Raw genomic sequence first — 22,778 nt, 5'->3', positions numbered from 1 at the left:
CAATGTTTAACGCCACCCACAGGGAGTTGTATGCGCAAGGATTACCTGGCGTTCTTTGTTTCGCTGTTCCTGTCCCGGCTGGCGGACCAGATTCTGCTGTTTATCGTGCCGCTGATCGTATTTCAGACCACCAACAGCGTAGCGTGGGCCGGGCTGGCGTTCTTTATCGAGTCGCTGCCGCGATACCTGGCGTTCCCGGTGTGCGGGGCATTGTGCGACAAGTTTTCGCCCGTGCGCATCCTGCATATCAGCCAGGCCTACCGAGCGCTGGCGTGCCTAGTGGCCGTGGCGCTGTACGCGATGTTCGGCGGCATCCATTGGCTGGTGATCCTGTCGGCGCTGTGTGGAGTGCTGACGACCCAGGGCATCATGGCGCGAGAAGTCGTCATGCCGCATATTTTCAAGCATTACACCTACGCCAAGACCCTCTCCTACTCGCAAATCGCCGACCAGAGCGGCCTGGTGCTAGGGCCACTGATTGCTGCGCTGATGCTGGAGGTGTGGGCCTGGCATTGGGTGGTGCTGGGGATTGCCGGGCTGTTTGTGCTGGCAGACCTGGCAATGCTGGTTTGGCAGCGCACTACCACGGTGAATCTCGAAAACCACGCGCAACACCGGGATATCTGGCTGCAACCGCTACGCATCGCGCTCGGGCATATCCGTAACCTGGCGGAGCTCAAGCGCATTATCGCCCTGGCAGTCGGCGTGAATTTGATTATTGGCGTGACGCTGGCCACCTCCGCCGCCATGGTGACCGGCCTCTACGCGGCCGACAAGGATGCCTATGCACTGCTGCAGGCCGCCGGCGCGGTGGTGACCATCGTCATCCTGTTTTACCTGGCGCGCTCGAGCCTGGCGTTGAAAGTGCTGGGCGGGCTGTCGTATTCGGTGATTGCGCTTGGGGCATTGATCATGGCGATCAGTCCCAACCTCTGGCTGTACACCCTGGGCTTTCTGCTGGTCACCGGTTTCGACAAGATGTTCAACGTGTACATGCGCAGCACCCGTCAGCGGGTCATTCCCGTGCAGGATTTCGGCAAGACGGTGGGCGTGATCACCTTGTTCAATAACCTCGCGCAGCCATTGGCGGGCCTGGCAATTGCCGTGCTGGCGGCACCTTTTGGCACGCAAACGGTGATCCTGCTGCTGACCGGGATCACCGCGCTGATCGGCGTGGCCGTGGCCTCAGGCTGGCACGCCACTGTGAAAGCGGAACTCGATATCGGGTGATTCGATCAATTCCTGCTCGGCCGCCCTCACCCGCTCGATGACCTGGGCAACATCCTTGGCATCACCGTATTGATAGGCCAGCTTCAGATAGCCCTGGAAATGCCGTGCCTCGCTTTTCAGCAGGCCAAAGTAGAACTTGCCGAGTTCTTCGTCCAAATGCGGCACCAGTGCTTCGAAACGCTCGCAACTGCGCGCTTCGATAAACGCCCCGACCACCAGGGTGTCCACCAGCTTCACCGGTTCGTGGCTGCGTACCACCTTGCGCAAACCCGAGGCATAGCGGCTGGCATGCAGCTGGCGCAGCTCGATCTTGCGCTTTTTCATCAGGCGCATGACTTGCTCATGGTGCACCAGCTCTTCGCGGGCCAGGCGCGACATCATGTTGATCAGGTCGACATGGGAGTGGTACTTGGCAATCAGGCTCAAGGCCGTGCTGGCGGCCTTAAATTCGCAGTTTTTGTGGTCGATCAGCAGGGTTTCCTGGTCGGCCAGTGCGGCCTGGACCCAGGCATCGGGGGTGCGGCAACCGAGGAAGTCATGGATTTCGGGCAGGTTCATCGGGCTCACGGGCAAAGGGTCACAAAAGGCCGCCGATTATACCGACCCCGCCGCAGACCACCAGTCACGGGGCTTGATGTGCATCAACATGCTGTACGGCGGGCAACAACTATAGTTGTTCGAAGCCTTGCCCTTCCCACCCTTGGAGATCTCGCTCATGAACGAAATTGGCAAAATCCTGGTGATCATTGAGCCCGAACACTCGGAAAGCCTGGCCCTCAAGCGCGCCAAGCTGATCGCTGGGGTGACAGGCGCTCATTTGCATCTGCTGGTGTGCGACAAAAAGCATGAGCATTCGGCGCTATTGGCCTTGCTCAAAGAGCAATTGTCGGCCGATGGCTACAACGTCACAACCGAACTGGCCTGGAACAACAACCTGCACGAAACCATCATCGGTGTGCAGCAGGCCGAAGGTTGCGCACTGGTGATCAAGCAGCACTACCCCGACAGCCCGCTGAAAAAGGCCCTGCTGACGCCGGCGGACTGGAAACTGCTGCGCTTGTGCCCGGCCGCTGTGCTGTTGGTCAAGACCGCGACCCCATGGACCGACGGGGTGATCCTGGCGGCCATCGACGTGGGCAACCTGGATAACGAGCATAAAGACCTGCACGCGGCCATCATCGACCATGGCTTTGACATCGCCAGCCTGGCCAAGGGCCAGTTGCATGTCATCAGCGCCCATCCCTCGCCCATGCTGTCGGCAGCCGATCCGGTGTTCCAGCTCAAGGAAACCATCGAGGCGCGCTATCGCGAGCAGTGCAAGGCGTTCCAGGCCGAATTCGACATTGACGACAGCCGCCTGCATATCGAAGAAGGCCCGGCGGATGTGCTGATCCCCCATACCGCCTATAAGTTGAGGGCGGCCGTCACGATCATTGGCACCGTGGCACGCACCGGGATTTCCGGGGCGCTGATCGGCAATACGGCGGAAGTGGTGCTGGATGCGCTGGAGAGCGATGTGCTGGTACTCAAGCCCCAGAGCATCATCGACCACCTGGAGGAACTGGCCAGCAAGGCACAGTGAAGATCAGACATGTTCGAGCGGGCTTGCTCGCGATGGCGGTGAGTCAGTTGATACATCCCTGACTGAACTGGCGCTATCGCGGGCAAGCCCGCTCCCACAAGGGATCTTGGCAGGGCAGGATATTTTGACCACACCCCAGCTCCCAAAGGGGATCTTGGCAAGGCAGGATATTTTGGCCACACCCCAGTTCCCAAAGGGGATCTTGGCAGGGCAGGATATTTTGGCCACACCCCAGCTCCCACAAGGGATCTTGGCAGGGCAGGATATTTTGGCCACACCCCAGCTCCCACAGGGGATCTTGGCAGGGCAGGATATTTTGGCCACACCCCAGCTCCCACAGGGGATCTTGGCAGGGCAGGATATTTTGGCCACACCCCAGCTCCCACAGGGGATCTTGGCAGGGCAGGATATTTTGGCCACACCCCAGAACAAAAGTGGGAGCTGGCTTGCCTGCGATAGCGGTGGGTCAGTTGATAGATGCCTGACTGACACGCCGCCATCGCGGGCAAGCCCGCTCCCACATGTTGATCGGCGACAGTCAGTGACCTAGTGCATCCTTGAGGAAGCCAGGGGCGATATAGCGCTGGTAATGCGCCTCGGACAGGATAAAAAACTCCCGATCAATGGCATCACGCAGTTCCGGCAGGTTCCAGTCGCGAAACTCCGGCATCAGCACCATGCCATAGGCTTCCAGGTTGTTGATCACCCGCGCGCCACGGGCGATCAACTGGTAGGCCCAGCAGTATTCCGACTGGTGCGGCACAAAGCGGATTTTTCGCTGTTCGAGTTGCCAGCGCAGCCGTTTGGGGTCGAATACTTCCAGCTTGCCCGCCATGACCTGCACCAGCAGTTGCTCAAGCCGCAGCCAAACTGCGCGTTTTTCTTCCTCGCCATAGCCGTTCCACTGGATCACTTCGTGGTGGAAACGCTTGCAGCCGCGGCACACGAGATCGCCGTAAACCGTGGAGCACAGGCCGATGCAGGGGGTCTTGATGGTTTGGTTGGGCATGGGTGACAACGCACAAATCAGCGAAACAGTGGCCCATGTTAGCCCTTTGTCTAAGGTTCATCACCCTGCAAACTTGCTGCGGCAACTTACCTTTAGAAATTTTTTGCCGTAGAATCATCCGGCCTTGTAAGGCGCCAAATAATCCGTTGGAAGCTGTTTTCAAAGCGTCACGAGCACAGTCGTTCCTTCAGAACGGTGTTGGCGCTGGTTATTTACCCTCCAAATGACCAGCACCAACCCTCATCAGCTCCGTTCTGCAGGCGTAAAACTTTGAAAGCAGCTTCTGTGAGAAATGCCGGCAGCGCTGGCTCTACGGCCCAAAAAGCCCCCGAGCGCATGCGTGCCGTGCATGTCTGGATGAGCGTCCCGTGGGACCACTGATGAGGGTAATAACTGTGCTTGAAGCCTACCGCAAACATATCGAAGAGCGTGCAGCCCTGGGTATCGTTCCCCAGCCGCTAAACGCCGAACAAACCGCAGGCCTGGTCGAGCTGCTGAAAAATCCCCCGGCTGGCGAAGAAGAGTTTCTCGTTGACCTGATCACCAACCGCATTCCACCAGGCGTTGACGAAGCTGCCTACGTCAAGGCCGGTTTCCTGTCTGCCCTGGCCAAGGGCGAAGTGTCTTCCCCCCTGATCGACAAAAAGCGCGCGGTTGAACTGCTTGGCACCATGCAAGGCGGCTACAACATCGTGACCCTGGTCGAGCTGCTGGACGACGCTGAACTGGCCGCCGTTGCTGCTGCCCAGCTCAAGCACACCCTGCTGATGTTCGATGCATTCCACGACGTCGCGGAAAAAGCCAAGAACGGCAACACGCACGCCAAGGAAGTGATCCAGTCCTGGGCCGACGGCGAGTGGTTCAAGAACCGCCCGACCCTGGCCGACAAGATCAGCCTGCGCGTGTTCAAGGTCACCGGCGAAACCAACACCGACGACCTGTCCCCTGCTCCCGATGCCTGGTCCCGTCCTGACATCCCGCTGCACGCCCTGGCCATGCTGAAAATGGCCCGTGAAGGCATCGTGCCGGACGAGCAAGGCAAGACCGGCCCGATGAAGCAGATCGAAGAAATGCGCGGCCAGGGCTTCCCGATCGCTTACGTCGGTGACGTGGTCGGTACCGGTTCGTCCCGTAAGTCGGCAACCAACTCGGTGCTGTGGTTCTTCGGCGACGACGTCCCGTACGTGCCTAACAAGCGCGCTGGTGGCTTCTGCTTCGGCAGCAAGATCGCTCCCATCTTCTACAACACCATGGAAGATGCTGGCGCACTGCCAATCGAATTCGACGTCACCAACATGCACATGGGCGACGTGATCGACCTGTACCCGCATGCTGGCAAAGTCTGCAAACACGGCACCGACGAAGTCCTGACCACCTTCGAAATGAAGACCCCGGTCCTGTTGGACGAAGTCCGTGCCGGCGGCCGTATCCCGCTGATCATCGGCCGTGGCCTGACCGACAAGGCTCGCGCTGAGCTGGGTCTTGGCCCTACCGACCTGTTCAAGCTGCCTGAAGCACCGGTCGACACTGGCAAGGGTTTCACCCTGGCCCAGAAAATGGTCGGCAAGGCCTGCGGCCTGCCGGAAGGCAAAGGCGTTCGTCCAGGTACCTACTGCGAACCGAAGATGACCACCGTGGGTTCCCAGGACACCACCGGTCCAATGACCCGTGACGAACTGAAAGACCTGGCGTGCCTGGGCTTCTCCACCGATCTGGTGATGCAGTCCTTCTGCCACACCGCGGCCTATCCAAAGCCGATCGACGTGACCACCCACCACACCCTGCCTGACTTCATCATGACCCGTGGCGGTGTATCGCTGCGTCCAGGCGACGGCATCATCCACAGCTGGCTGAACCGCATGCTGCTGCCGGACACCGTGGGTACCGGTGGTGACTCCCACACCCGTTTCCCGATGGGCATTTCGTTCCCGGCCGGTTCTGGCCTGGTAGCGTTCGCCGCAGCCACTGGCGTAATGCCACTGGACATGCCTGAGTCGATCCTGGTGCGTTTCAAAGGCAAGATGAAACCTGGCATCACCCTGCGTGACCTGGTTCATGCCATTCCTTACTACGCAATCCAGTCCGGCCTGCTGACCGTTGAGAAGAAAGGCAAGAAAAACGCCTTCTCCGGCCGCATCCTGGAAATCGAAGGCCTGAACGACCTGACGCTGGAGCAGGCTTTCGAGCTGTCCGACGCCTCGGCCGAACGTTCGGCTGCCGGTTGCACCATCAAGCTGTCGAAAGACTCCGTCACCGAGTACCTGAACTCCAACATCACCCTGCTGCGCTGGATGATCGGTGAAGGCTACGGTGATGCGCGTACCCTGGAACGTCGTGCCCAAGCGATGGAAGCCTGGGTTGCCAACCCTGAGCTGATGGAAGCCGATGCCGACGCCGAATACGCCGAAGTCATCGAGATCGACCTGGCCGAAATCAACGAGCCAATCCTCTGCGCGCCAAACGACCCGGACGACGCCCGTCTGCTGTCCAGCGTTGCTGGCGAGAAGATCGACGAAGTGTTTATCGGTTCGTGCATGACCAACATCGGTCACTTCCGCGCTGCCGGCAAGCTGCTGGAACAGGTCAAGGGTCAGCTGCCAACCCGTCTGTGGCTGTCGCCGCCGACCAAGATGGACGCTCACCAACTGACCGAAGAAGGCTACTACGGCATCTACGGCAAGGCTGGCGCGCGCATGGAAATGCCGGGCTGCTCGCTGTGCATGGGTAACCAGGCACGTGTTGAGCCGAATTCGACCGTAGTATCGACTTCGACCCGTAACTTCCCGAACCGTCTGGGTGATGGCGCGAACGTCTACCTGGCATCGGCCGAGCTGGCGGCAGTCGCCTCCACCCTGGGTCGCCTGCCGACCGTCGAAGAGTACATGGGCTACGCAGCGAAACTGGACACCATGGCCAGTGACGTCTACCGCTACCTGAACTTCGACCAGATCGCCGAGTTCCGTAAAATCGCAGCAAGCGCCAACATTCCGGTGGTTCAAGCCTAACGGTGTGTTGATGTGAAGAACGCCGCGTATCGCAAGATACGCGGCGTTTTTTTATGCCTGGAAAAACCTGCCGGGCACTGGCTGTCGACGGCCTTTCTCCAACGACCTACCAGATCAGGTAGTTGTCCCGCCGCGCCTTGAAGGCCGAAACTCTCCACACCCTGATGCCCGCGTCATGGGATCCGCCTGCTTTGGATGTACTCGCGCTGTATGCCGTACGACTTCTAATAAAAACAGCCAAGCCTCGTCGTCGATGCCCGTACCCGGTGGCAGGGGCGCTCTCACCCGTTTTTAAGTGCTTAATGGAGGTGTGTTATGTGGCGCAATCAATATGTGATCAAGAACGTCTTCAAGGACTATGCGGTGTCGGTGGAACAAATCGGCGATGCCCCCGATAAAAAGAATGTGCTGCTGGTCAATGGCGCCATGGCCACAACCTCGGCCTTTGCCCGTACCAGCAAGTGCCTGGCCGAACACTTCAACGTGGTGCTGTTTGACTTGCCATTCGCCGGAAACTCCCGGGCTCACAACCCGAATCGGTGCCTGGTGACCAAGGACGATGAAGTCCAGATCCTGCTGGCCTTGATCGAAGGCTTCAATATTCACCATCTGGTTTCCGCATCCTGGGGCGGCCTGTCGACCTTGCTGGCCCTCGCCCAGAAGCCGGACAACGTCGAAAGCTCGGTGGTGATGTCATTCGCTCCCGGCCTCAATGGTCCGATGCTCGACTACGTCAGCGGCGCCCAGGCACTCATGGCCCGGGATGACAACGCGGGTATCGGGCACTTGCTCAACCAGACGCTGGGCAAGCACCTGCCGCCCCGCCTCAAGAGCGCCAATCAACAGCACATGGCGCAGTTGATCAACGCCGAGCAGCATCAGGCGCGATTCCATATCGACCAGGCCCTCAAGCTCAATGAAGGGGCATACCTGCCCCAGCTTTCGAACATCGACAGCCACGTGCACTTTTTGAACGGTGCCTGGGACGAATACACCAGCGCCATGGACGTGCAGCGCTTCAAGCAGTACATCCGCGACTGCAGCTTCTCCACGGCCGAGAGCAGCGGGCACTTTCTGGATCTGGAATCCAGGGCTGCGGCCAACGGCGTGCACCGCGCGTTGCTCGGCCATTTGCTGACGCATCGCGACGCCCGGCCAGAGGCGTTTTGCATGGCGCCCCCTCACCGAACGCAGTTGAGCTTCGCCTGAGCACTTTTGAACAAGGATGTGGATGATGCGAGTAATCATGATTGCCATCGGTTCGGCCGGCGACGTTTTTCCCTTTATCGGCCTGGGCGCAGCACTGACCCTGCGCGGTCATCAGGTGACCTTGTGCAGCATGCCGGCGTTTCAACACACCATCGAGGCCCGGGGCCTGGACTTCGTGCCGTTATGCGATGAGGCGACCTACAACGCTGCCATGGGCGATCCCCGCCTGTGGGATCCGAAGACTTCCTTCAGCGTGTTGTGGCAAGCCATCGCAGGCCTATTAGAGCCGGTCTACGATTATGTAACCGCGCATAACACTGATGATATGGTAGTGGTCGGCTCGCTGTGGGCCCTGGGTGCACGTATTGCCCATGAAAAATACGGTTTCCCTTACCTCTCGGTCCAAGTGTCCCCTTCAACCCTACTGTCGGCACATTTACCGCCTGTACACCCCACTTTCAATGTGTCACGTCGCCTGCCCTTGACGGTGCGCAAATTGCTCTGGCGCGGGATCGAATACCTGAGCCTGGACCGGACCTGTGCCCCACAAATCAATGCCCTGCGCCGCAAACACGGATTGCCGGGCGCGGTGAAGAACATCTTCAGCCAATGGATGCATGCCCCCCAAGGCGTGATTTGCCTGTTCCCCGAATGGTTCGCCCCCGTCCAGCAAGACTGGCCGCAGCCCCTGCACATGGCCGGCTTCCCACTGTTCGACGGTGGCACCCTGGGGCTCGATGAACAGACTCGGGCCTTCCTCGATGCCGGACCGGCCCCCGTGGTTTTCACCCAAGGTTCCACTGAGCACTTTGACCAGCAGTTTTATCGCTTTGCCCTGGAAGCGCTGCACAGGGTCGGCGCACGCGGTATTTTTCTGACCAGTGATCGGCCGGTCACCAGCGATTTGCCGCCCACGGTGATGCAACGTCCGTTTTTGCCGATGAGTTCGCTGCTGCCCCGCGCAGCCGGGCTGGTCCACCCCGGCGGCATTGGCGCCATGAGCCTGGCGCTGGCTGCCGGCATCCCACAGATTGTCCTGCCGATCGCCCATGACCAGTTCGATAACGCCGAACGACTGGTGCGCATGGGGTGCGGAATACGTCTTGCCCTGCCCTTGGACAGACAAGACCTGCAAGGGGCGATCACAGCGCTGCTACACGACACCCGATTGCAACAGGCCTGTGCTCGGGCGAGCAGCCTGATGCCCGCCGATGCGGCGTCCTGTGAAACAGCGGTCAAGGCCATTGAACAGTGCCACGCGCACCATTCAATACCTCGCCTGCGCCAAGCGTCATAAACACCGGCCTCTTGGGCAAAAGTGCCGTGCCAGAGCCGTCGGCAAAGCACCGGAAAAGTTTGACAGAAAGATCACGTGGGCTAGATTGCCAAAGGTTCCAGGAATCGAGGCGACTGTCCATGGAGAAGGAAAACGACCTCATCCGCTGGTGGAATCGCTTGCGGATAGAGATGCTCAAGCAACAGGGAGGAGCACAAGTGTTCGCGCTGCTTGAGCGGGAAGTGTTGCAATTGGGGTTCGAGTATTACGCCTATGCCGTACGCCACCTGACCCCTTTTACCCGACCAAAAACCGAGATTCACGGCTCTTACCCCGAAAGGTGGCTGGAACATTACCAGGAGCAAAACTACGCGGCTGTCGATCCGTCGATCCTCAGTGGCTTGCGTTCCACCGAGATGGTGCTGTGGAACGACGCACTGTTTGAAAACAGCCGCAAGCTATGGCTGGAAGCTCGGGACTGGGGTCTGTGCATCGGCGCCACGCTGCCGATTCGCAGCCACGATCACTCGCTGCGGGTACTGTCCGTGGCCCGGCGCCAGGATCCTATTTCGCGGGCTGAAAGCGACGAGATTCAATTGCGCCTGCGCTGCATCCTCGAACAGGTGACGCTGCGCCTGACAGATCTGGGCCATAACGAACGCGCCCACCCGTCGGTCTGCCTCAGCCTGCGTGAGCGGGAAATTTTGCAGTGGACCGCCGACGGCAAGAGTTCAGGCGAGATCGCGCTGATCCTGACCATCTCCATCAACACGGTGAACTTTCACCTCAAGGCCATCCAGAAGAAATTCGGCGCAGCCAACAAGACACTGGCGGCTGCCTATGCCGCCGCACTGGGCCTGATCTAGGCCCGACGATCACGATAAGGACATCCAATGATCAGCATCATCACCCGCCATCACCATGAACTGTCTGCAGCCCTTGAGGACGACCTGGGCCGCTATCGACACGAAGTGTTCATCGAGCAACTGGGTTGGCAGCTGGACTCCACCCACGCCCGGCCCCAACGTGAATTCGATCAGTTCGACCAGGCCGACACGCGCCATATCCTCGCCCTGGACACAAAAGGCCAGGTCTGCGGTTGCGCACGGCTGTTGCCGACCACCCAACCTTATCTGCTGTCGGAAGTCTTCGGGTTTCTGTGCGACCAGCCAAGCCCGCGCAGCCGTGACACCTGGGAAGTGTCGCGCTTTGCCGCCCGCGCCCTGGAGAAAGGTACCCTACCGATGCGCGTCTGGTGGAACAGCCTGCACCATGCCTGGAGCCACGGCGCCAATCAGGTGGTGGCAGTGACCACTCCAGCGCTGGAGCGTTATTTCCTGAAAAATGGCGTGCAATTGAGTCGCCTCGGCGCCCCGCAACGCGTGAACAACGACCATGTGGTAGCACTGAGTTTTCCGGCCTGGCAGAAAAACGGCCGAATCGCGCTGCACGCTGATTCGGCCGTTGCCTAGCTAGAGATATGAGTAACGCCGAGGTCGCCGGCGCTGATCACATCAAGGGATCAGCGAGTAAATCAGCGAGGAGATGGCGACCAGGCCGACCAGGGTCACGAACACATTGGACATCTGCCCACGGTACTTGGCCATGGCCGGCACCTTGCGGATCGCGTACATCGGCATCAGGAACAGGATCGAAGCAATGATCGGCCCACCCAGGGTCTCGATCATCCCCAGGATGCTCGGGTTCAGGGTGGCGATGATCCAGCACACCACCAGCATAAAGCCAGCAGTCATGCGGTCCAGGGCCTTGGCGCCCGGGCGGCGGCCGCTCTTGACGATCAGGCCCTTGAGGCCTTCGCTGGCGCCGATGTAGTGGCCCAGGAACGACTTGGCAATCGCCACAAACGCAATCAATGGCGCAGCAAAGGCGATGGTCGGGTTATCGAAGTGGTTAGCCAGGTAAGACAGGATCGACAGGTTCTGCGCCTTGGCTTCGGCCAGTTGGGCCGGTGACAGGGTCAGCACACAGCTGAACACGAAGAACATCACCATCGCCACCATCAACAAGTGGGCAAGGGACAGGATCTGCGAGCTGCGCTCTTCGGCGTGGGCGCCGTACTGGCGTTTCTGGTCAACGGCGAAGGCCGAGATGATCGGCGAGTGGTTGAACGAGAACACCATCACCGGAATCGCCAGCCACAGGGTGTGCAGCAGCGCCGACGGTGCCGGAACGGTGCTGGCCGTGCTGAGGATGCCGCCATTCCAGTGCGGAACCAGGTACACCGCCAGAAACAGCAAGGCAACAATAAACGGATAGACCATCAGGCTCATGGCCTTGACGATCACCTGCTCGCCGCAACGCACCACGGCCAGCAGGCCCAGGATCAGCACAAACGACAGCAGCGCCCGTGGCGGTGGCTCGATGTGCAGTTGGTGCGACATAAAGCTTGCGACGGTATTGGTCAGCGCCACGCTGTAGATCAGCAGGATCGGGAAGATCGCAAAGAAGTACAGCAAGGTGATCAAAGCACCGGCCTTGATGCCGAAATGCTCTTCAACCACCTCAGTGATGTCCGAGCCCGCACGCCCCGACAGCACAAAGCGGGTCAGGCCACGGTGTGCGTAGTAGGTCATGGGGAACGCCAACAGCGCGAGGATCAGCAACGGCCAGAAGCCGCCCAGGCCTGCGTTGATGGGCAGAAACAAGGTGCCGGCGCCAATCGCCGTGCCGAACAGGCCAAGCATCCAGGTCGTGTCCTGGCGGCTCCAGCCCGTGAGGGTTACAGGTGTCGTTGCGTAGCGTTCATCGACGCTATTGGCCTGATCATTCATCCGCTCGGTTCTCCACTTTCATACGATCGCGGCGAGTCAGAAAAACCTGACAGGCAGCGCCACGACCGTAACAGGGGCGCGATTGTCCGGGATTCACTTGAATAAGCAAAGACTTAGCTGAGGAATGGTTGTACGGAGCAGAGCCAGTCGATTGACCACAAATTGTTGGAATCAGGAACGTTACGCCCCCATCGCCCACTCAGTGCAAGCTCTACTACAAAACCTGGAGATTCAAGCATGACGACTTCAAGCCTGAACATTTTCAACGCTGGCCAGTTGGTCGATAGCGTATCGACCCACATCGCCGATCAAATCGCTACCCAAGACAAGCCCAAGCAACAACAGTCTGACACCTTCACATTCAACGGCATTGAATACGCCGCCGCGCCCAAGCCTCGCAACACACTGATACCCACCCCGCGAATCGGCTAAAGATTGGCGAAACTGAGGAATGGGGGTGGCGCAAATGCGTTTAATCAGGCAACAACCCTATAGATAGCCGCCCCTTTAAACATAGAATTTATATACTTATCGCAATCTATATCTCACCAGCTTATTTGTAGGAATCCCCCTACTTCACAGCGAGCATTTGAATATTTTTTAAATGATTGCCCATGGATTTGTTACAAACATATACCCAGGCATTGATAGCACCTGCCAGCACATTTATATTCCGTCACTGCCGGGCCCAAGCAATACCCAACCAAATACAAGAATAAAAACCCATGCCCCATGTAGGAATTATCTAATGCGAAAATGCCATGCCGTTTTTACAGGTCTACTTCTCGCTGGACTGCTCGCTCCACTTTCCAGCCAGGCACAATCGACAAACTCCGACATCCGCGCACTCGCTTCTTCGCCCCAGTGGCTGACCACCAAAGTCTATATAGAAGGCGCCCCGCAAATTGACGTCAAGGACAAGTATCCGGGCGTGGTTGGCATCTCCATGTGGGACCCCGAGCGTAATCGCTATGAGTTTTTCTATGCCGACACCGGGCTGTCAAAGTATGACAATGGCGGTGGCGGTTACTTTCTGGTCACAGGCGACAAAACCACCCATATCCTGGTACCAGACAAGGGCCCTGCCAGAACAGTGGTCAGGCGGCTTGAGGTCCTCAACAACCAAGAGTTCACCTATTCGCGGGAAGTGCCCCGGGACATGGTCGAGACCAACGAGAAAGTTCGTATCTACGTGGTCCATGCGCCTTACAACGGGCCGATCAAAACCTCCACCTCCCACTGAGTATTCTTGACCTGCCAGATACCATCAGGCTTTGACTACTTACTTCAAAAATCCATAAAACAATAAAAAGACGCCTCTTATGAAAACTCAACTCAAGTCGTTATTAATATCCACCGTATGGTTGTCCGCCCTTCTTTCCAGCGGCGCCAATGCGCAACCCTCAGCCCCCGCGACAGCAAAAATACCGCACGCCACACCCGAAAATGCAATTATGTTGACGGTATTTCTCAAACATGATCAATCCCGCCCATTAAGCGAACTAAGGGCGCAACTCGCCAAGCAGGATTTCTACAAAGTATTTCCACCGGAGGGAGTAGAAGTCGTCAGTTGGAACATCACCATGGGAATCGGCCAAGTCATCGTCCTGCGCCTACCCGCCTCTCGGTTGTCAGCGGTCAATCTGGCACTGGAAAATGCTGCATGGGGCACCTACCGGACCGAGTTTTTCCCCACCTATGATTTCCGGGAAATCGCCCAGGCAGAACAGAACAAGGTAAGACAAACCCAGTAACGCCCCCCACGAATGCCCAGCGTCTGCAGCCTGCGCCGACGCTGGCATCCCCATGCCAAGGCCTCCCATCGAGGAAGCATCTTTCATCTGCGGGCATTCGTACTACAAAAAATACCGCATACTCCAGAGATCAAACCCCACAACAAGAGCTGCCCCATGCCCGCCACTGTTCTGGTCCTGGTTGAAACCATCAATGAATACCTGCCCATCATCGAGAGCAACGACTTTCATGTGATTCTGGCGCCAACCCCCGCAGAACGCGCCCAGGCGATCAAGACCCATGGCGGGCAGATCCGTGCCGTGCTGACCCGTGGTCCACTGGGGTTGTATGCCGAGGAGATCGCCGCCCTGCCACTGCTGGAAATCATCTGCGTGATCGGTGCCGGCTATGAGCATGTCGACCTGCAGGCGGCGAGCAATCGCAAGATTGTGGTCACCAACGGTGCCGGGGTAAACGCGCCCTCAGTGGCCGACCACGCCATGGCCTTGTTGCTGGCGCTGGTACGCGGCATTCCCCAGACAGACGCGGCCGTGCGACGTGGCGAATGGCCCAAGGTGATGCGCCCGTCCCTCGCCGGCAAACAGCTGGGCATCCTCGGCCTCGGCGCGGTAGGCCTGGAGATCGCCAGGCGCGCCGCCCTCGGGTTTGGCATGGAAGTCAGTTATCACAACCGCCAGCCCCGCGATGACGTGGACTACACCTACTGCGCCAGCGCCGTGGAACTGGCGCGTAACTCGGACTTTCTGGTGCTGGCCACCCCCGGCGGCGTCGGCACGTACCACCTGATCGACCGCCAGGCCCTGGACGCCTTGGGACCCCACGGCTACCTGGTGAACATCGGCCGCGGCAGCGTGGTGGTGACCGCCGACCTGGTGGCCGCCCTTGAGCAACGCCGTATCGGCGGCGCGGCCCTGGATGTGTTCGACGACGAGCCCCAGGTGCCCGACGCCCTCAAGCGCCTGGGCAATACGGTGCTCACCTCCCATGTCGCTGGCCTGTCGCCCGAAGCGGCCCATGACACCGTGCAAAGGGTCGCCGAAAACCTCGTGGAACACTTCGCCGGGCGCCCGGTACTCACACCGGTTGCCTTGCCCCCGCCCGAAAAATGACCGATCAGGCACGCTGATTGTCGTCCAACACGCTAGCCTATTAAGCCACCACAGCCTTGTGGCAGGTTGGCTGTGCGCATTAGATTAGCCAATAGTCCAAGGCCTCAAGAATAAGCAAAAGGGATAAGCATGGCGCTCAATGACCAATCCACCCAGATTCGCCCAGGCGAAGAACTGGATGCCAGCCTCATCGACCCCTACCTCAAGGCCCATATCCCAGGCCTGAGTGGCAGCGCCAGAATCAGCCAGTTTCCAGGCGGCGCCTCCAACCTGACCTACCTGCTGGAATACCCCGAACAGGAATTCGTCCTGCGCCGCCCGCCGTTTGGCCACAAGGCCAAGTCGGCCCATGACATGGGCCGTGAGTTCCGCATCCTCAACCAGCTCAAGGATGGCTTCCCCTATTGCCCCAAAGCCTACGTGCACTGCACCGACGAATCGGTGATCGGCGCCGAGTTTTACGTGATGGAACGGGTCAAGGGCATCATCCTGCGCTCGGACCTGCCGCCGGAGCTGGGCCTGGACGCGGCGCGCACCGAAGCCTTGTGCAAGAGCTTTATCGACAAGTTCGTCGAACTGCACCAGGTCGACTACAGCGCGTGCGGCCTGGCCGACCTGGGCAAGCCTGAAGGTTATGTGCAACGCCAGATTCGCGGCTGGAGCGAGCGCTACGAAAAAGCCCTGACCCCCGACGCCCCGAAATGGGAAGCCGTGCGTGCCTGGCTCAACGACAAGATGCCCGCCGATCATCCGACCTCGAGCATCGTGCACAACGACTATCGCTTCGACAATGTGATCCTCGACCCCAACAACCCGATGCAAATCATTGGCGTGCTGGATTGGGAGCTGACCACCCTGGGCGACCCGCTGATGGACCTGGGCAACAGCCTCGCCTACTGGATCGAAGCCGCCGACCCGGCGCCCGTGCAACTGATGCGCCGCCAACCGAGCAACGCCCCCGGCATGCTGACCCGCCGCCAGTTTGTCGATTACTACGCCGAGCGCTCCGGCATCCAGATCGACAATTTCGACTTCTACTACACCTACGGCCTGTTCCGTCTGGCCGGCATCGTGCAGCAGATCTACTACCGCTTCTTCCATGGCCAGACCCAGGACAAACGTTTCGCGCAGTTCATCCGCATGAACACGCTGCTGGAACAGATGAGTCTGAACGTCATCCACAAATCCACCCTCTGACCCGACAAGGAACCACCATGTCCAAGACTCATCTGTTCGACCTCGATGGCAAGATCGCGTTTGTTTCCGGGGCCAGCCGTGGCATTGGTGAGGCCATCGCCAAGCTGCTGGCCCAGCAAGGTGCCCACGTGATTGTCTCGAGCCGCAAGATCGACGGCTGCCAGCACGTGGCCGATGCAATCATCGCCGCCGGCGGCAAGGCCACGGCCATTGCCTGCCATATCGGCGAGATGGAGCAGATCAGCGAGGTGTTTGCCGGCATTCGCCAGCAGTTCGGGCGCCTGGACATCCTGGTCAACAACGCCGCGACCAACCCCCAGTTCTGCAACGTGCTGGACACCGACCTCGGCGCGTTCCAGAAAACCGTCGACGTGAACATCCGTGGCTACTTCTTCATGTCAGTGGAAGCCGGCAAGCTGATGCGTGACAACGGTGGCGGCAGCATCATCAACGTGGCCTCGATCAACGGCATTTCCCCGGGGCACTTCCAGGGCATCTACTCGGTGACCAAGGCCGCCGTGATCAATATGACCAAGGTGTTTGCCAAGGAATGTGCGCCGTTCGGCATCCGCTGCAACGCCCTGCTGCCGGGCCTGACCGACACCAAGTTTGCCTCGGCCCTGGTGAAAAACGAGTCGATCCTGAACATGGCCCTGGCCCAGATCCCACTCAAGCGCGTGGCCGACCCCAGCGAAATGGCCGGCGCGGTGCTGTACCTGGCCAGCGATGCCTCGACCTACACCACGGGCGTTTCGCTGAATGTGGACGGTGGCTTCCTCTCCTGACCCACGCTTGTGTGGGAGCGGGCTTGCTCGCGAAGACGTCGGCCCAGCAAACATTGATGTTGACTGACCCACTGCTTTCGCGAGCAAGCCCGTTCCCACATTTTTGATCGGCGCGGCCTGTACATACGAGTAACCTTGGCAGAATTGGCCGCCTCGGAATGAAACATGGAACTGCACGTCGTCATCCAGGGCCGCAAGGACCTGGCCGAACAGCTTTACCAGCAACTGCGCGACGCGATTGAATCAGGACGCCTGGCCGCTGGCGCGCAGTTGCCCCCCAGCCGCTTGCTGGCCGAGCAGTTGGGGGTGTCGCGCAAGACCGTGTCCGACACCTACACCACCCTGACCTACGAAGGCCTGCTGATCGGCAAGATCGGCCGTGGCACCTTCGTCACCCCCCATGCGCTGCGGCCAAAGGGCCTGCAAAGTGCGGCCGACCTGGCCTGCGCCGCCAACCTGGCCAAGTGGCAGGCCCTGCCCTCGCCCATGCGCCATCCGACACGCGAAAGCACGTTGCGCTGCGAGTTCATCGGTGGCGCCACCACCCGCAGCCTGTTCCCCCAGGACGAATGGCGACGTTGCACCCAGGACGCTCTGCGCCGCATTGCCAAAAACAGTGGTTTCTACGGCCAGCCCGAGGGCTTGCCGGCCTTGCGCAATGCGATTGCCGGGCATATCGCCTTTTCCCGTGGGGTCAACTGCTGCGACGACGACATTGTGGTGTGCAACGGTGCCCAGCAGGCACTGGACCTGATCGCCCGCGTGGTGCTGGAACCGGGCAGCATCGTCGCCATGGAAGACCCCGGCTACGCCCCGGCGCGCCTGCTTTTCGAAGCCATGGGCGCCACGGTGGCCGGCGTGCCGCTGGACGCGCAAGGGATCCAGGTCGAGTTGATTCCCGAAGGCACCCGACTGATCTACGTCACCCCGTCCCACCAGTTTCCATTGCGTATCCCCATGAGCCTGCCGCGCCGCGAAGCGCTGCTGAAACGGGCGCTGGCGCTGGGCGCAATTGTCATCGAGGACGACTACGACAGTGAGTTCCGCTACGAAGGCCGCCCCACTGACGCCCTGCAAAGCATGGATACACGAGGCATCGTCGCCTATGTCGGAACCTTCTCCAAGACCCTGCTCCCAGAGCTGCGCCTGGGCTACACGGTGTTGCCACCGGCCATCCGCGGCGCGGTACTCAAGGCCAAGCAACTGAGCGACCAGCACAGCTCGACACTGCCGCAATGGGCCCTGGCCAAGTTCATCAGCGAAGGCTATTTGCTCAAGCACATTCGGCGTTGTCATGCGGTCTACACCACCCGCCGCGAACGCATCCTCAGCCGCCTGGCCGGCGACCTGTCGCCCTGGTTCGAAGCCGTGCCCAGCGTGGCCGGGTTCCACTTGGCCGCGCTGTGCAAAGTGCCCGTGAACATCCCCCTGCTGATCGAACGGGCGCGCCAGGTGGAAGTCGGCCTGTATCCACTGGACGTGTTTTTCCATCAGGCGCCGGTGCGTAGCGGCTTGATCTTCGGCTTCGGCGCCATCGAGACCCTGGATATCGACCCATCCCTGGACAAGGTGCGCGATATCCTGTTGCAGATTGGCTGAGGAGTAAGGAGGCCCTGCCAGTTCAGGACTCAGGGGCGCCTGAACTGGCGGCGCAGGTCTTCAATCGGCTGCCGACAGGCGCAGCCTTCCAGGTGGTCATTGACCATCCCCATCGCCTGCATGAATGCATACATCGTCGTCGGCCCGACGAATGTCCAGCCGCGCTTCTTCAAGGCCTTGGACAAGCGTACCGACGCCGGTGACGTCGAGTTGCCCGTCCAATAGGCCATGTCCACCAACGCCGGGCGCTCGTCGGCCGCCGGCTCGAATGCCCACAACCAGGCCGCCAGCGAGCCGTATTCATCCACCAGTTCACAGGCCCTGCGCGCATTGTTGAGGGTCGAGAGGATTTTCGCCCGGTTACGCACAATGCCGGGGTCGGCCATCAAGCGCTGGATATCCTGCTCGGTGTACTGCGCCACCCGGCGAAAATCAAAACCCTCGAACGCCCGGCGAAAATGCTCGCGCTTGCGCAGGATGGTGATCCACGCCATGCCGGCCTGGAAGCCTTCCAGGCAGATTTTCTCGTACAGCGCCCTATCATCGGCAACCGGTACACCCCATTCGTGATCGTGGTAATCGGGGTACTCGGCAGCGGCCGTTCGCCATGTACAACGGGTCAGTCCCGTTTCATCGGTTGTCAGTCCAGGCTTGTCCATGCATCACCTCAGCAGCCAAGCCGGGGATGATAAGCGAAAAATTTTCCAGACCGCCAACCGCTCAAGCATCACGGTTACCGAGCAACTGGTAAGACCGGACAAGCTAAACAGCCCCTCCCCCCCTTGTAGTTTGCAAAAAACCGAGCGTAGACTGGCCGCGCACTGGACTTACCGGTAAGACCACAACAATTAAGCCCTGGACCCACCAGGGCACCGAATAGAGATCCTTCCCATGCTCAGATGGTGCTCGCGTTCGATTTTCCTGCAAGTCGTCATAGGCCTGATGCTCGGCATCGCGTGCGGCTTGGCCCTTCCCGAATTCTCCTCACAACTCAAACCCCTGGGTGACGGCTTTATCAAGCTGATCAAGATGCTGATCGGCCTGATCGTGTTCTGCGTGGTGGTCAGCGGCATTTCCGGTGCTGGCGACCTGAAAAAAGTCGGGCGCATCGGCCTCAAGTCGGTGATCTATTTCGAAATCCTCACCACCATCGCCCTGGTACTGGGCCTGGTGCTGGCCTTCAGTACCGGGATCGGTAGCGGGGCCAATATCCATCTGGAACAGCTGTCTTCCGCCGGCCTCAATGAATTGGCGGATCGTGGCCAACATATCAAGGGCACTAGTCAGTTCCTGATGGACCTGATCCCCAACTCGGTGATCGGCGCCTTTGCCGACAACAACGTACTGCAAGTGCTGTTGTTCTCGGTGCTGTTCGGCAGTGCGCTGAACCTGGTAGGGGAAGCGGCGTCGGGCATTTCACGACTGATCAACGAACTGAGCCATGTGATCTTCCGCATCATGGGCATGATCGTGCGCCTGGCGCCCATCGGCGTATTCGGTGCCATCGCCTTTACCACCAGCACCTATGGCCTGGATTCGCTACAGCACCTGGGCAGCCTGGTGGGTCTGTTCTACCTGACCTGCATCGCGTTTGTCGCGCTGATCCTGGGCGCGGTGATGCGCCTGTCGGGCCTGCGCATGCTGCCGCTGCTCAAATACCTGCGCGAAGAGCTGCTGATCGTGATGGGCACCGCGTCATCCGATGCAGTGTTGCCACAGATCATGCGTAAACTGGAGCACCTGGGCATCGGCAGTTCCACCGTCGGCCTGGTGATCCCCACCGGTTACTCGTTCAACCTCGATGGTTTCTCGATCTACCTGACCCTGGCCATTGTGTTTATCGCCAACGCCACCGGTACGCCGTTGTCGATGACCGATCTGCTGACCATCCTGCTGGTGTCGCTGATCACCTCCAAGGGTGCCCACGGCATACCGGGCTCGGCCCTGGTGATTCTGGCCGCGACCCTCACCGCCATTCCCGCCATCCCGGTGGTGGGCCTGGTGCTGGTGTTGGCCGTGGACTGGTTTATGGGGATTGGCCGTGCACTGACCAACCTGATCGGCAACTGCGTGGCCACCGTGGCCATTGCCCGCTGGGAAAAGGACATTGATCTGCAACGGGCCAACAAGGTGCTGGAGGGGCAGCAAGGGTATGCGTTCCAGGCCAAGAAGCCGGTGTTGCCGGCTCACCAGGAGTTCTAGCGCAGATCGAGTGTGGGAGCGGGCTTGCTCGCTCCCACCGTTAATCGTCGCCATTTTTACCGTTTGTGTTTGCAACATAAGGAGCCCGGCGTGATCAGCACCTCAACCGTCGTCAATTCAGTCGTAGAAAAACTACGCGCCGCCCTGGCCCGAGGCCAATGGCGGCGTGGCGAAATGCTCCCCGGCCAGCGCGAACTGGCCGAACAATTGGGCATCAGCCGCCCGAGCCTGCGCGAAGCCGTGATCGTCCTGGAAACCCTCGGCCTGGTGCGCTCGATGCCCGGCAAAGGCGTGGTCGTGCTGGAAACCAGCGTCAACGAGCCCCAAGCCCATGATGCCGTGGCCGACGCCAGCCTCGCCGACATCCTGCAACTGCGCTACACCCTGGAGCCGTTTATCGTCGGCCTGGTGGCCCAGTCCATCACCAGCAAGGAAATCGGGCAACTGCGCCTGACCCTGATGGACATGCGCGAAGCCCTGGACGCCAACGACAGTGAAGCGGGGATGAACGCCTACATCGCCTTCCACGAAGAACTGTTCGCCCTGACCTCCAACCCGATCTTCCAGAACGTGGTGCAGCAGACTAGCAACGCCCTCAAGCAAAGCGCCCAGGTGTTGCGCAACTCCCCCGAACACCTGGCCGAGCGCCTGCAGGAAAACGAAGCGGTGGTGCGCGCGATCCGCAGCAAGAACAGCGCCCAGGCCAGCGCCGAAATGCGCCGCCATATCCTCAACGAAGGCCAGCGCATGGGGACCGCCCTGAACATTCCCGACGACCATCTCGGCAACTGACTTTGGAGGCTGGCCATGAGCGCTCATGCCCTGCAACGCACTAACGTTGTCACCGCCCCGCCCCCCATGCGCCTGGTGCCCGGTAAACGGCCCTCGGTGGATGACCTCTACCCACGGCTGTTCGATGCCATCCTCGAACAGCGCATCGTGCCCACCAGCCGCTTTACCGAAGAAGGCCTGGCCGAACAATTTGGCGTCAGCCGCAGCGTACTGCGCCGGGTCCTGGCGCGCCTGGCCGAGCAGCAAGTGATCATCCTGCGCCCCAACCTGCGTGCCCAGGTGGCGGCGCCCGATGCGCAGCAGGTGCAACACATTCTCGAGGCGCGGCGCTTGATGGAAGTGACCGTGGTGCAATTGGCGTGCGCACAGGCCAGCCCCGGCCAGGTGCGGCGCTTGCGTGAACTGGTGGCGCGCCAACGGGCGTGCGTCGAACAGGGCCAGCAAGGCCCGGCCATCCGCCTGTGTGGCGAGTTTCACCTATTGCTGGCGAGCATTGCGGGGAATCGGCCACTGGCGCAGTTTCTCAATAGCCTGGTGCCGTTGACCTCGCTGGTCATTGCGCAACAGGGAACGTTCGCCGGGACCTGGCGTGAGCAGTCGGCGATGATCGAGGCACTGGAGCGCAGGGATGGGGGCACGGCCGTAAGCCTGATGACCCAACATCTGGATCATCTGCAAGCACAACTCTCGTAAGCCAATGGAGATTCAACTGTGGGAGCTGGCTTGCTTGCGATGGCGGTGGGTCAGCCGCCAGCAACAGTGACTGGACTGTCGCTATCGCGGGTAAGCCCGCTCCCACAGGGGATCTGCGCGGGGCAGAGAATGTTGGCACCACCACAAATCAAATGTGGGAGCTGGCTTGCCTGCGATGGCGGTAGATCAGTTGCCAGAAACAGTGACTGGACTGCCGCTTTCGCGAGCAAGCCCGCTCCCACAGGGGATCTGCGCGGGGCAGAGAATTTTGGTACCACCACAAATCAAATGTGGGAGCTGGCTTGCCTGCGATGGCGGTAGATCAGTTGCCAGAAACAGTGACTGGACTGCCGCTTTCGCGAGCAAGCCCGCTCCCACAGGGGATCTGCGCGGGGCAGAGAATGTTGGTACCACCACAAATCAAATGTAGTAGCTGGCTTGCCTGCGATGGCGGTGAGTCAGCCGCCAGCAACAGTGACTGGACTGCCGCTATCGCGGGCAAGCCCGCTCCCACAGGGGATCTGCGCGGCGCAGAGAATGTTG

21 protein-coding genes are annotated in these 22,778 nt (G+C 60.0%); 17 read left to right on the top strand and 4 right to left on the bottom strand.

Annotation, left to right across the window (positions count from 1 at the left end; all coding sequences use genetic code 11):
* Positions 1-30 precede the first annotated feature (30 nt).
* On the top strand, positions 31-1,230 hold the full coding sequence (locus PSH80_RS11025; RefSeq protein WP_057439653.1) for an MFS transporter: 1,200 nt from the start codon (positions 31-33) through the stop codon (positions 1,228-1,230).
* Here PSH80_RS11025 and PSH80_RS11020 read toward each other — a convergent pair.
* Positions 1,186-1,788, bottom strand: a complete 603-nt coding sequence (locus tag PSH80_RS11020) for a tRNA-(ms[2]io[6]A)-hydroxylase (RefSeq protein WP_057439654.1) — start codon at positions 1,786-1,788, stop codon at positions 1,186-1,188. The genes PSH80_RS11025 and PSH80_RS11020 overlap by 45 nt on opposite strands.
* 157 nt (positions 1,789-1,945) lie before the next feature.
* Between PSH80_RS11020 and PSH80_RS11015 the strand changes: the two genes are divergently transcribed.
* Positions 1,946-2,812, top strand: a complete 867-nt coding sequence (locus PSH80_RS11015) for a universal stress protein (RefSeq protein ID WP_057439655.1) — start codon at positions 1,946-1,948, stop codon at positions 2,810-2,812.
* Between the two features lie 538 nt (positions 2,813-3,350).
* Here PSH80_RS11015 and PSH80_RS11010 read toward each other — a convergent pair.
* Complete coding sequence (locus PSH80_RS11010) at positions 3,351-3,821, bottom strand: DUF1289 domain-containing protein (RefSeq protein ID WP_057439656.1); 471 nt, start codon at positions 3,819-3,821, stop codon at positions 3,351-3,353.
* Between the two features lie 395 nt (positions 3,822-4,216).
* Between PSH80_RS11010 and acnB the strand changes: the two genes are divergently transcribed.
* From acnB to PSH80_RS10985, 5 genes are all read left to right on the top strand, one after another.
* Positions 4,217-6,826: a bifunctional aconitate hydratase 2/2-methylisocitrate dehydratase gene (gene acnB, locus PSH80_RS11005; protein WP_057439657.1), complete on the top strand. Its 2,610-nt coding sequence runs from the start codon at positions 4,217-4,219 to the stop codon at positions 6,824-6,826.
* Positions 6,827-7,141: 315 nt separating this feature from the next.
* On the top strand, positions 7,142-8,035 hold the full coding sequence (locus PSH80_RS11000; protein ID WP_169961412.1) for an alpha/beta fold hydrolase: 894 nt from the start codon (positions 7,142-7,144) through the stop codon (positions 8,033-8,035).
* Between the two features lie 25 nt (positions 8,036-8,060).
* The gene (locus tag PSH80_RS10995) at positions 8,061-9,332 is read left to right on the top strand and encodes a glycosyltransferase (protein WP_273880213.1); all 1,272 of its coding nucleotides are present in this window, start codon (positions 8,061-8,063) and stop codon (positions 9,330-9,332) included.
* Positions 9,333-9,451: 119 nt separating this feature from the next.
* Positions 9,452-10,177, top strand: coding sequence for an autoinducer binding domain-containing protein (locus PSH80_RS10990; protein WP_198792526.1), 726 nt, complete (start codon positions 9,452-9,454; stop codon positions 10,175-10,177).
* Positions 10,178-10,204: 27 nt separating this feature from the next.
* Positions 10,205-10,783 (top strand): acyl-homoserine-lactone synthase, encoded by a 579-nt coding sequence (locus PSH80_RS10985; RefSeq protein WP_057439660.1) that lies wholly within the window; start codon positions 10,205-10,207, stop codon positions 10,781-10,783.
* A gap of 42 nt (positions 10,784-10,825) precedes the next feature.
* On the opposite strand, the gene PSH80_RS10980 is transcribed toward PSH80_RS10985, so the two are convergent.
* Positions 10,826-12,103 (bottom strand): HAAAP family serine/threonine permease, encoded by a 1,278-nt coding sequence (locus PSH80_RS10980; protein WP_198800162.1) that lies wholly within the window; start codon positions 12,101-12,103, stop codon positions 10,826-10,828.
* Positions 12,104-12,340: 237 nt separating this feature from the next.
* Between PSH80_RS10980 and PSH80_RS10975 the strand changes: the two genes are divergently transcribed.
* From PSH80_RS10975 to PSH80_RS10945, 7 genes are all read left to right on the top strand, one after another.
* On the top strand, positions 12,341-12,535 hold the full coding sequence (locus PSH80_RS10975; RefSeq protein ID WP_057959821.1) for a hypothetical protein: 195 nt from the start codon (positions 12,341-12,343) through the stop codon (positions 12,533-12,535).
* 316 nt (positions 12,536-12,851) lie between these two features.
* Positions 12,852-13,346 carry a DUF4822 domain-containing protein gene (locus PSH80_RS10970; protein WP_057959822.1) on the top strand — a complete coding sequence of 165 codons (495 nt, stop codon included), beginning with the start codon at positions 12,852-12,854 and terminating at the stop codon, positions 13,344-13,346.
* A gap of 79 nt (positions 13,347-13,425) precedes the next feature.
* Positions 13,426-13,857, top strand: coding sequence for a hypothetical protein (locus tag PSH80_RS10965; protein ID WP_057959823.1), 432 nt, complete (start codon positions 13,426-13,428; stop codon positions 13,855-13,857).
* Between the two features lie 156 nt (positions 13,858-14,013).
* Positions 14,014-14,967: a 2-hydroxyacid dehydrogenase gene (locus PSH80_RS10960; protein WP_057959824.1), complete on the top strand. Its 954-nt coding sequence runs from the start codon at positions 14,014-14,016 to the stop codon at positions 14,965-14,967.
* 129 nt (positions 14,968-15,096) lie between these two features.
* Entirely contained in the window at positions 15,097-16,164 is a 1,068-nt protein-coding gene (locus PSH80_RS10955) for a phosphotransferase family protein (protein ID WP_120732624.1), read from the top strand.
* Positions 16,165-16,181: 17 nt separating this feature from the next.
* On the top strand, positions 16,182-16,949 hold the full coding sequence (locus PSH80_RS10950; protein WP_057439666.1) for an SDR family oxidoreductase: 768 nt from the start codon (positions 16,182-16,184) through the stop codon (positions 16,947-16,949).
* A 165-nt stretch (positions 16,950-17,114) separates the two neighbouring features.
* Positions 17,115-18,548, top strand: a complete 1,434-nt coding sequence (locus tag PSH80_RS10945; protein WP_305420192.1) for a PLP-dependent aminotransferase family protein — start codon at positions 17,115-17,117, stop codon at positions 18,546-18,548.
* 29 nt (positions 18,549-18,577) lie between these two features.
* Here the strand turns inward: PSH80_RS10945 and PSH80_RS10940 are convergent, their stop codons facing one another.
* A complete protein-coding gene (locus PSH80_RS10940; protein ID WP_305420190.1) occupies positions 18,578-19,207 on the bottom strand; it encodes a DNA-3-methyladenine glycosylase I in 630 nt (209 codons plus the stop codon).
* A gap of 232 nt (positions 19,208-19,439) precedes the next feature.
* Between PSH80_RS10940 and PSH80_RS10935 the strand changes: the two genes are divergently transcribed.
* The 3 genes from PSH80_RS10935 (at position 19,440) to PSH80_RS10925 (ending at position 22,235) form a co-directional block, all read left to right on the top strand.
* The gene (locus PSH80_RS10935) at positions 19,440-20,750 is read left to right on the top strand and encodes a C4-dicarboxylate transporter DctA (RefSeq protein WP_057439668.1); all 1,311 of its coding nucleotides are present in this window, start codon (positions 19,440-19,442) and stop codon (positions 20,748-20,750) included.
* A gap of 90 nt (positions 20,751-20,840) precedes the next feature.
* Entirely contained in the window at positions 20,841-21,542 is a 702-nt protein-coding gene (locus PSH80_RS10930; protein ID WP_057439669.1) for a FadR/GntR family transcriptional regulator, read from the top strand.
* 15 nt (positions 21,543-21,557) lie between these two features.
* A complete protein-coding gene (locus PSH80_RS10925; RefSeq protein ID WP_170060708.1) occupies positions 21,558-22,235 on the top strand; it encodes a GntR family transcriptional regulator in 678 nt (225 codons plus the stop codon).
* The last annotated feature ends 543 nt before the right edge of the window (positions 22,236-22,778 follow it).

Origin of the sequence: Pseudomonas sp. FP818 (assembly GCF_030687335.1) — a bacterium.
Taxonomy (GTDB): Bacteria; Pseudomonadota; Gammaproteobacteria; order Pseudomonadales; family Pseudomonadaceae; genus Aquipseudomonas; species Aquipseudomonas shahriarae.
Note: the sequence above shows the minus strand (reverse complement) of the source record. Positions and strands in the feature narration are given on the sequence as shown.

What these genes read in the sequence shown, in the direction of transcription:
- PSH80_RS10940 (WP_305420190.1), bottom strand. Translation starts at nt 19,207, where the DNA reads ATGGACAAGCCTGGACTGACAACCGATGAAACGGGACTGACCCGTTGT.
- PSH80_RS10965 (WP_057959823.1), top strand. Translation starts at nt 13,426, where the DNA reads ATGAAAACTCAACTCAAGTCGTTATTAATATCCACCGTATGGTTGTCC.
- PSH80_RS11010 (WP_057439656.1), bottom strand. Translation starts at nt 3,821, where the DNA reads ATGCCCAACCAAACCATCAAGACCCCCTGCATCGGCCTGTGCTCCACG.
- PSH80_RS11020 (WP_057439654.1), bottom strand. Translation starts at nt 1,788, where the DNA reads ATGAACCTGCCCGAAATCCATGACTTCCTCGGTTGCCGCACCCCCGAT.
- PSH80_RS10995 (WP_273880213.1), top strand. Translation starts at nt 8,061, where the DNA reads ATGCGAGTAATCATGATTGCCATCGGTTCGGCCGGCGACGTTTTTCCC.
- PSH80_RS10975 (WP_057959821.1), top strand. Translation starts at nt 12,341, where the DNA reads ATGACGACTTCAAGCCTGAACATTTTCAACGCTGGCCAGTTGGTCGAT.
- PSH80_RS10980 (WP_198800162.1), bottom strand. Translation starts at nt 12,103, where the DNA reads ATGAATGATCAGGCCAATAGCGTCGATGAACGCTACGCAACGACACCT.
- PSH80_RS10945 (WP_305420192.1), top strand. Translation starts at nt 17,115, where the DNA reads ATGGAACTGCACGTCGTCATCCAGGGCCGCAAGGACCTGGCCGAACAG.
- PSH80_RS10960 (WP_057959824.1), top strand. Translation starts at nt 14,014, where the DNA reads ATGCCCGCCACTGTTCTGGTCCTGGTTGAAACCATCAATGAATACCTG.
- PSH80_RS11025 (WP_057439653.1), top strand. Translation starts at nt 31, where the DNA reads ATGCGCAAGGATTACCTGGCGTTCTTTGTTTCGCTGTTCCTGTCCCGG.
- PSH80_RS11000 (WP_169961412.1), top strand. Translation starts at nt 7,142, where the DNA reads ATGTGGCGCAATCAATATGTGATCAAGAACGTCTTCAAGGACTATGCG.
- PSH80_RS10935 (WP_057439668.1), top strand. Translation starts at nt 19,440, where the DNA reads ATGCTCAGATGGTGCTCGCGTTCGATTTTCCTGCAAGTCGTCATAGGC.
- PSH80_RS10925 (WP_170060708.1), top strand. Translation starts at nt 21,558, where the DNA reads ATGAGCGCTCATGCCCTGCAACGCACTAACGTTGTCACCGCCCCGCCC.
- PSH80_RS10955 (WP_120732624.1), top strand. Translation starts at nt 15,097, where the DNA reads ATGGCGCTCAATGACCAATCCACCCAGATTCGCCCAGGCGAAGAACTG.
- PSH80_RS10970 (WP_057959822.1), top strand. Translation starts at nt 12,852, where the DNA reads ATGCGAAAATGCCATGCCGTTTTTACAGGTCTACTTCTCGCTGGACTG.
- PSH80_RS10985 (WP_057439660.1), top strand. Translation starts at nt 10,205, where the DNA reads ATGATCAGCATCATCACCCGCCATCACCATGAACTGTCTGCAGCCCTT.
- PSH80_RS10990 (WP_198792526.1), top strand. Translation starts at nt 9,452, where the DNA reads ATGGAGAAGGAAAACGACCTCATCCGCTGGTGGAATCGCTTGCGGATA.
- PSH80_RS11015 (WP_057439655.1), top strand. Translation starts at nt 1,946, where the DNA reads ATGAACGAAATTGGCAAAATCCTGGTGATCATTGAGCCCGAACACTCG.
- PSH80_RS10950 (WP_057439666.1), top strand. Translation starts at nt 16,182, where the DNA reads ATGTCCAAGACTCATCTGTTCGACCTCGATGGCAAGATCGCGTTTGTT.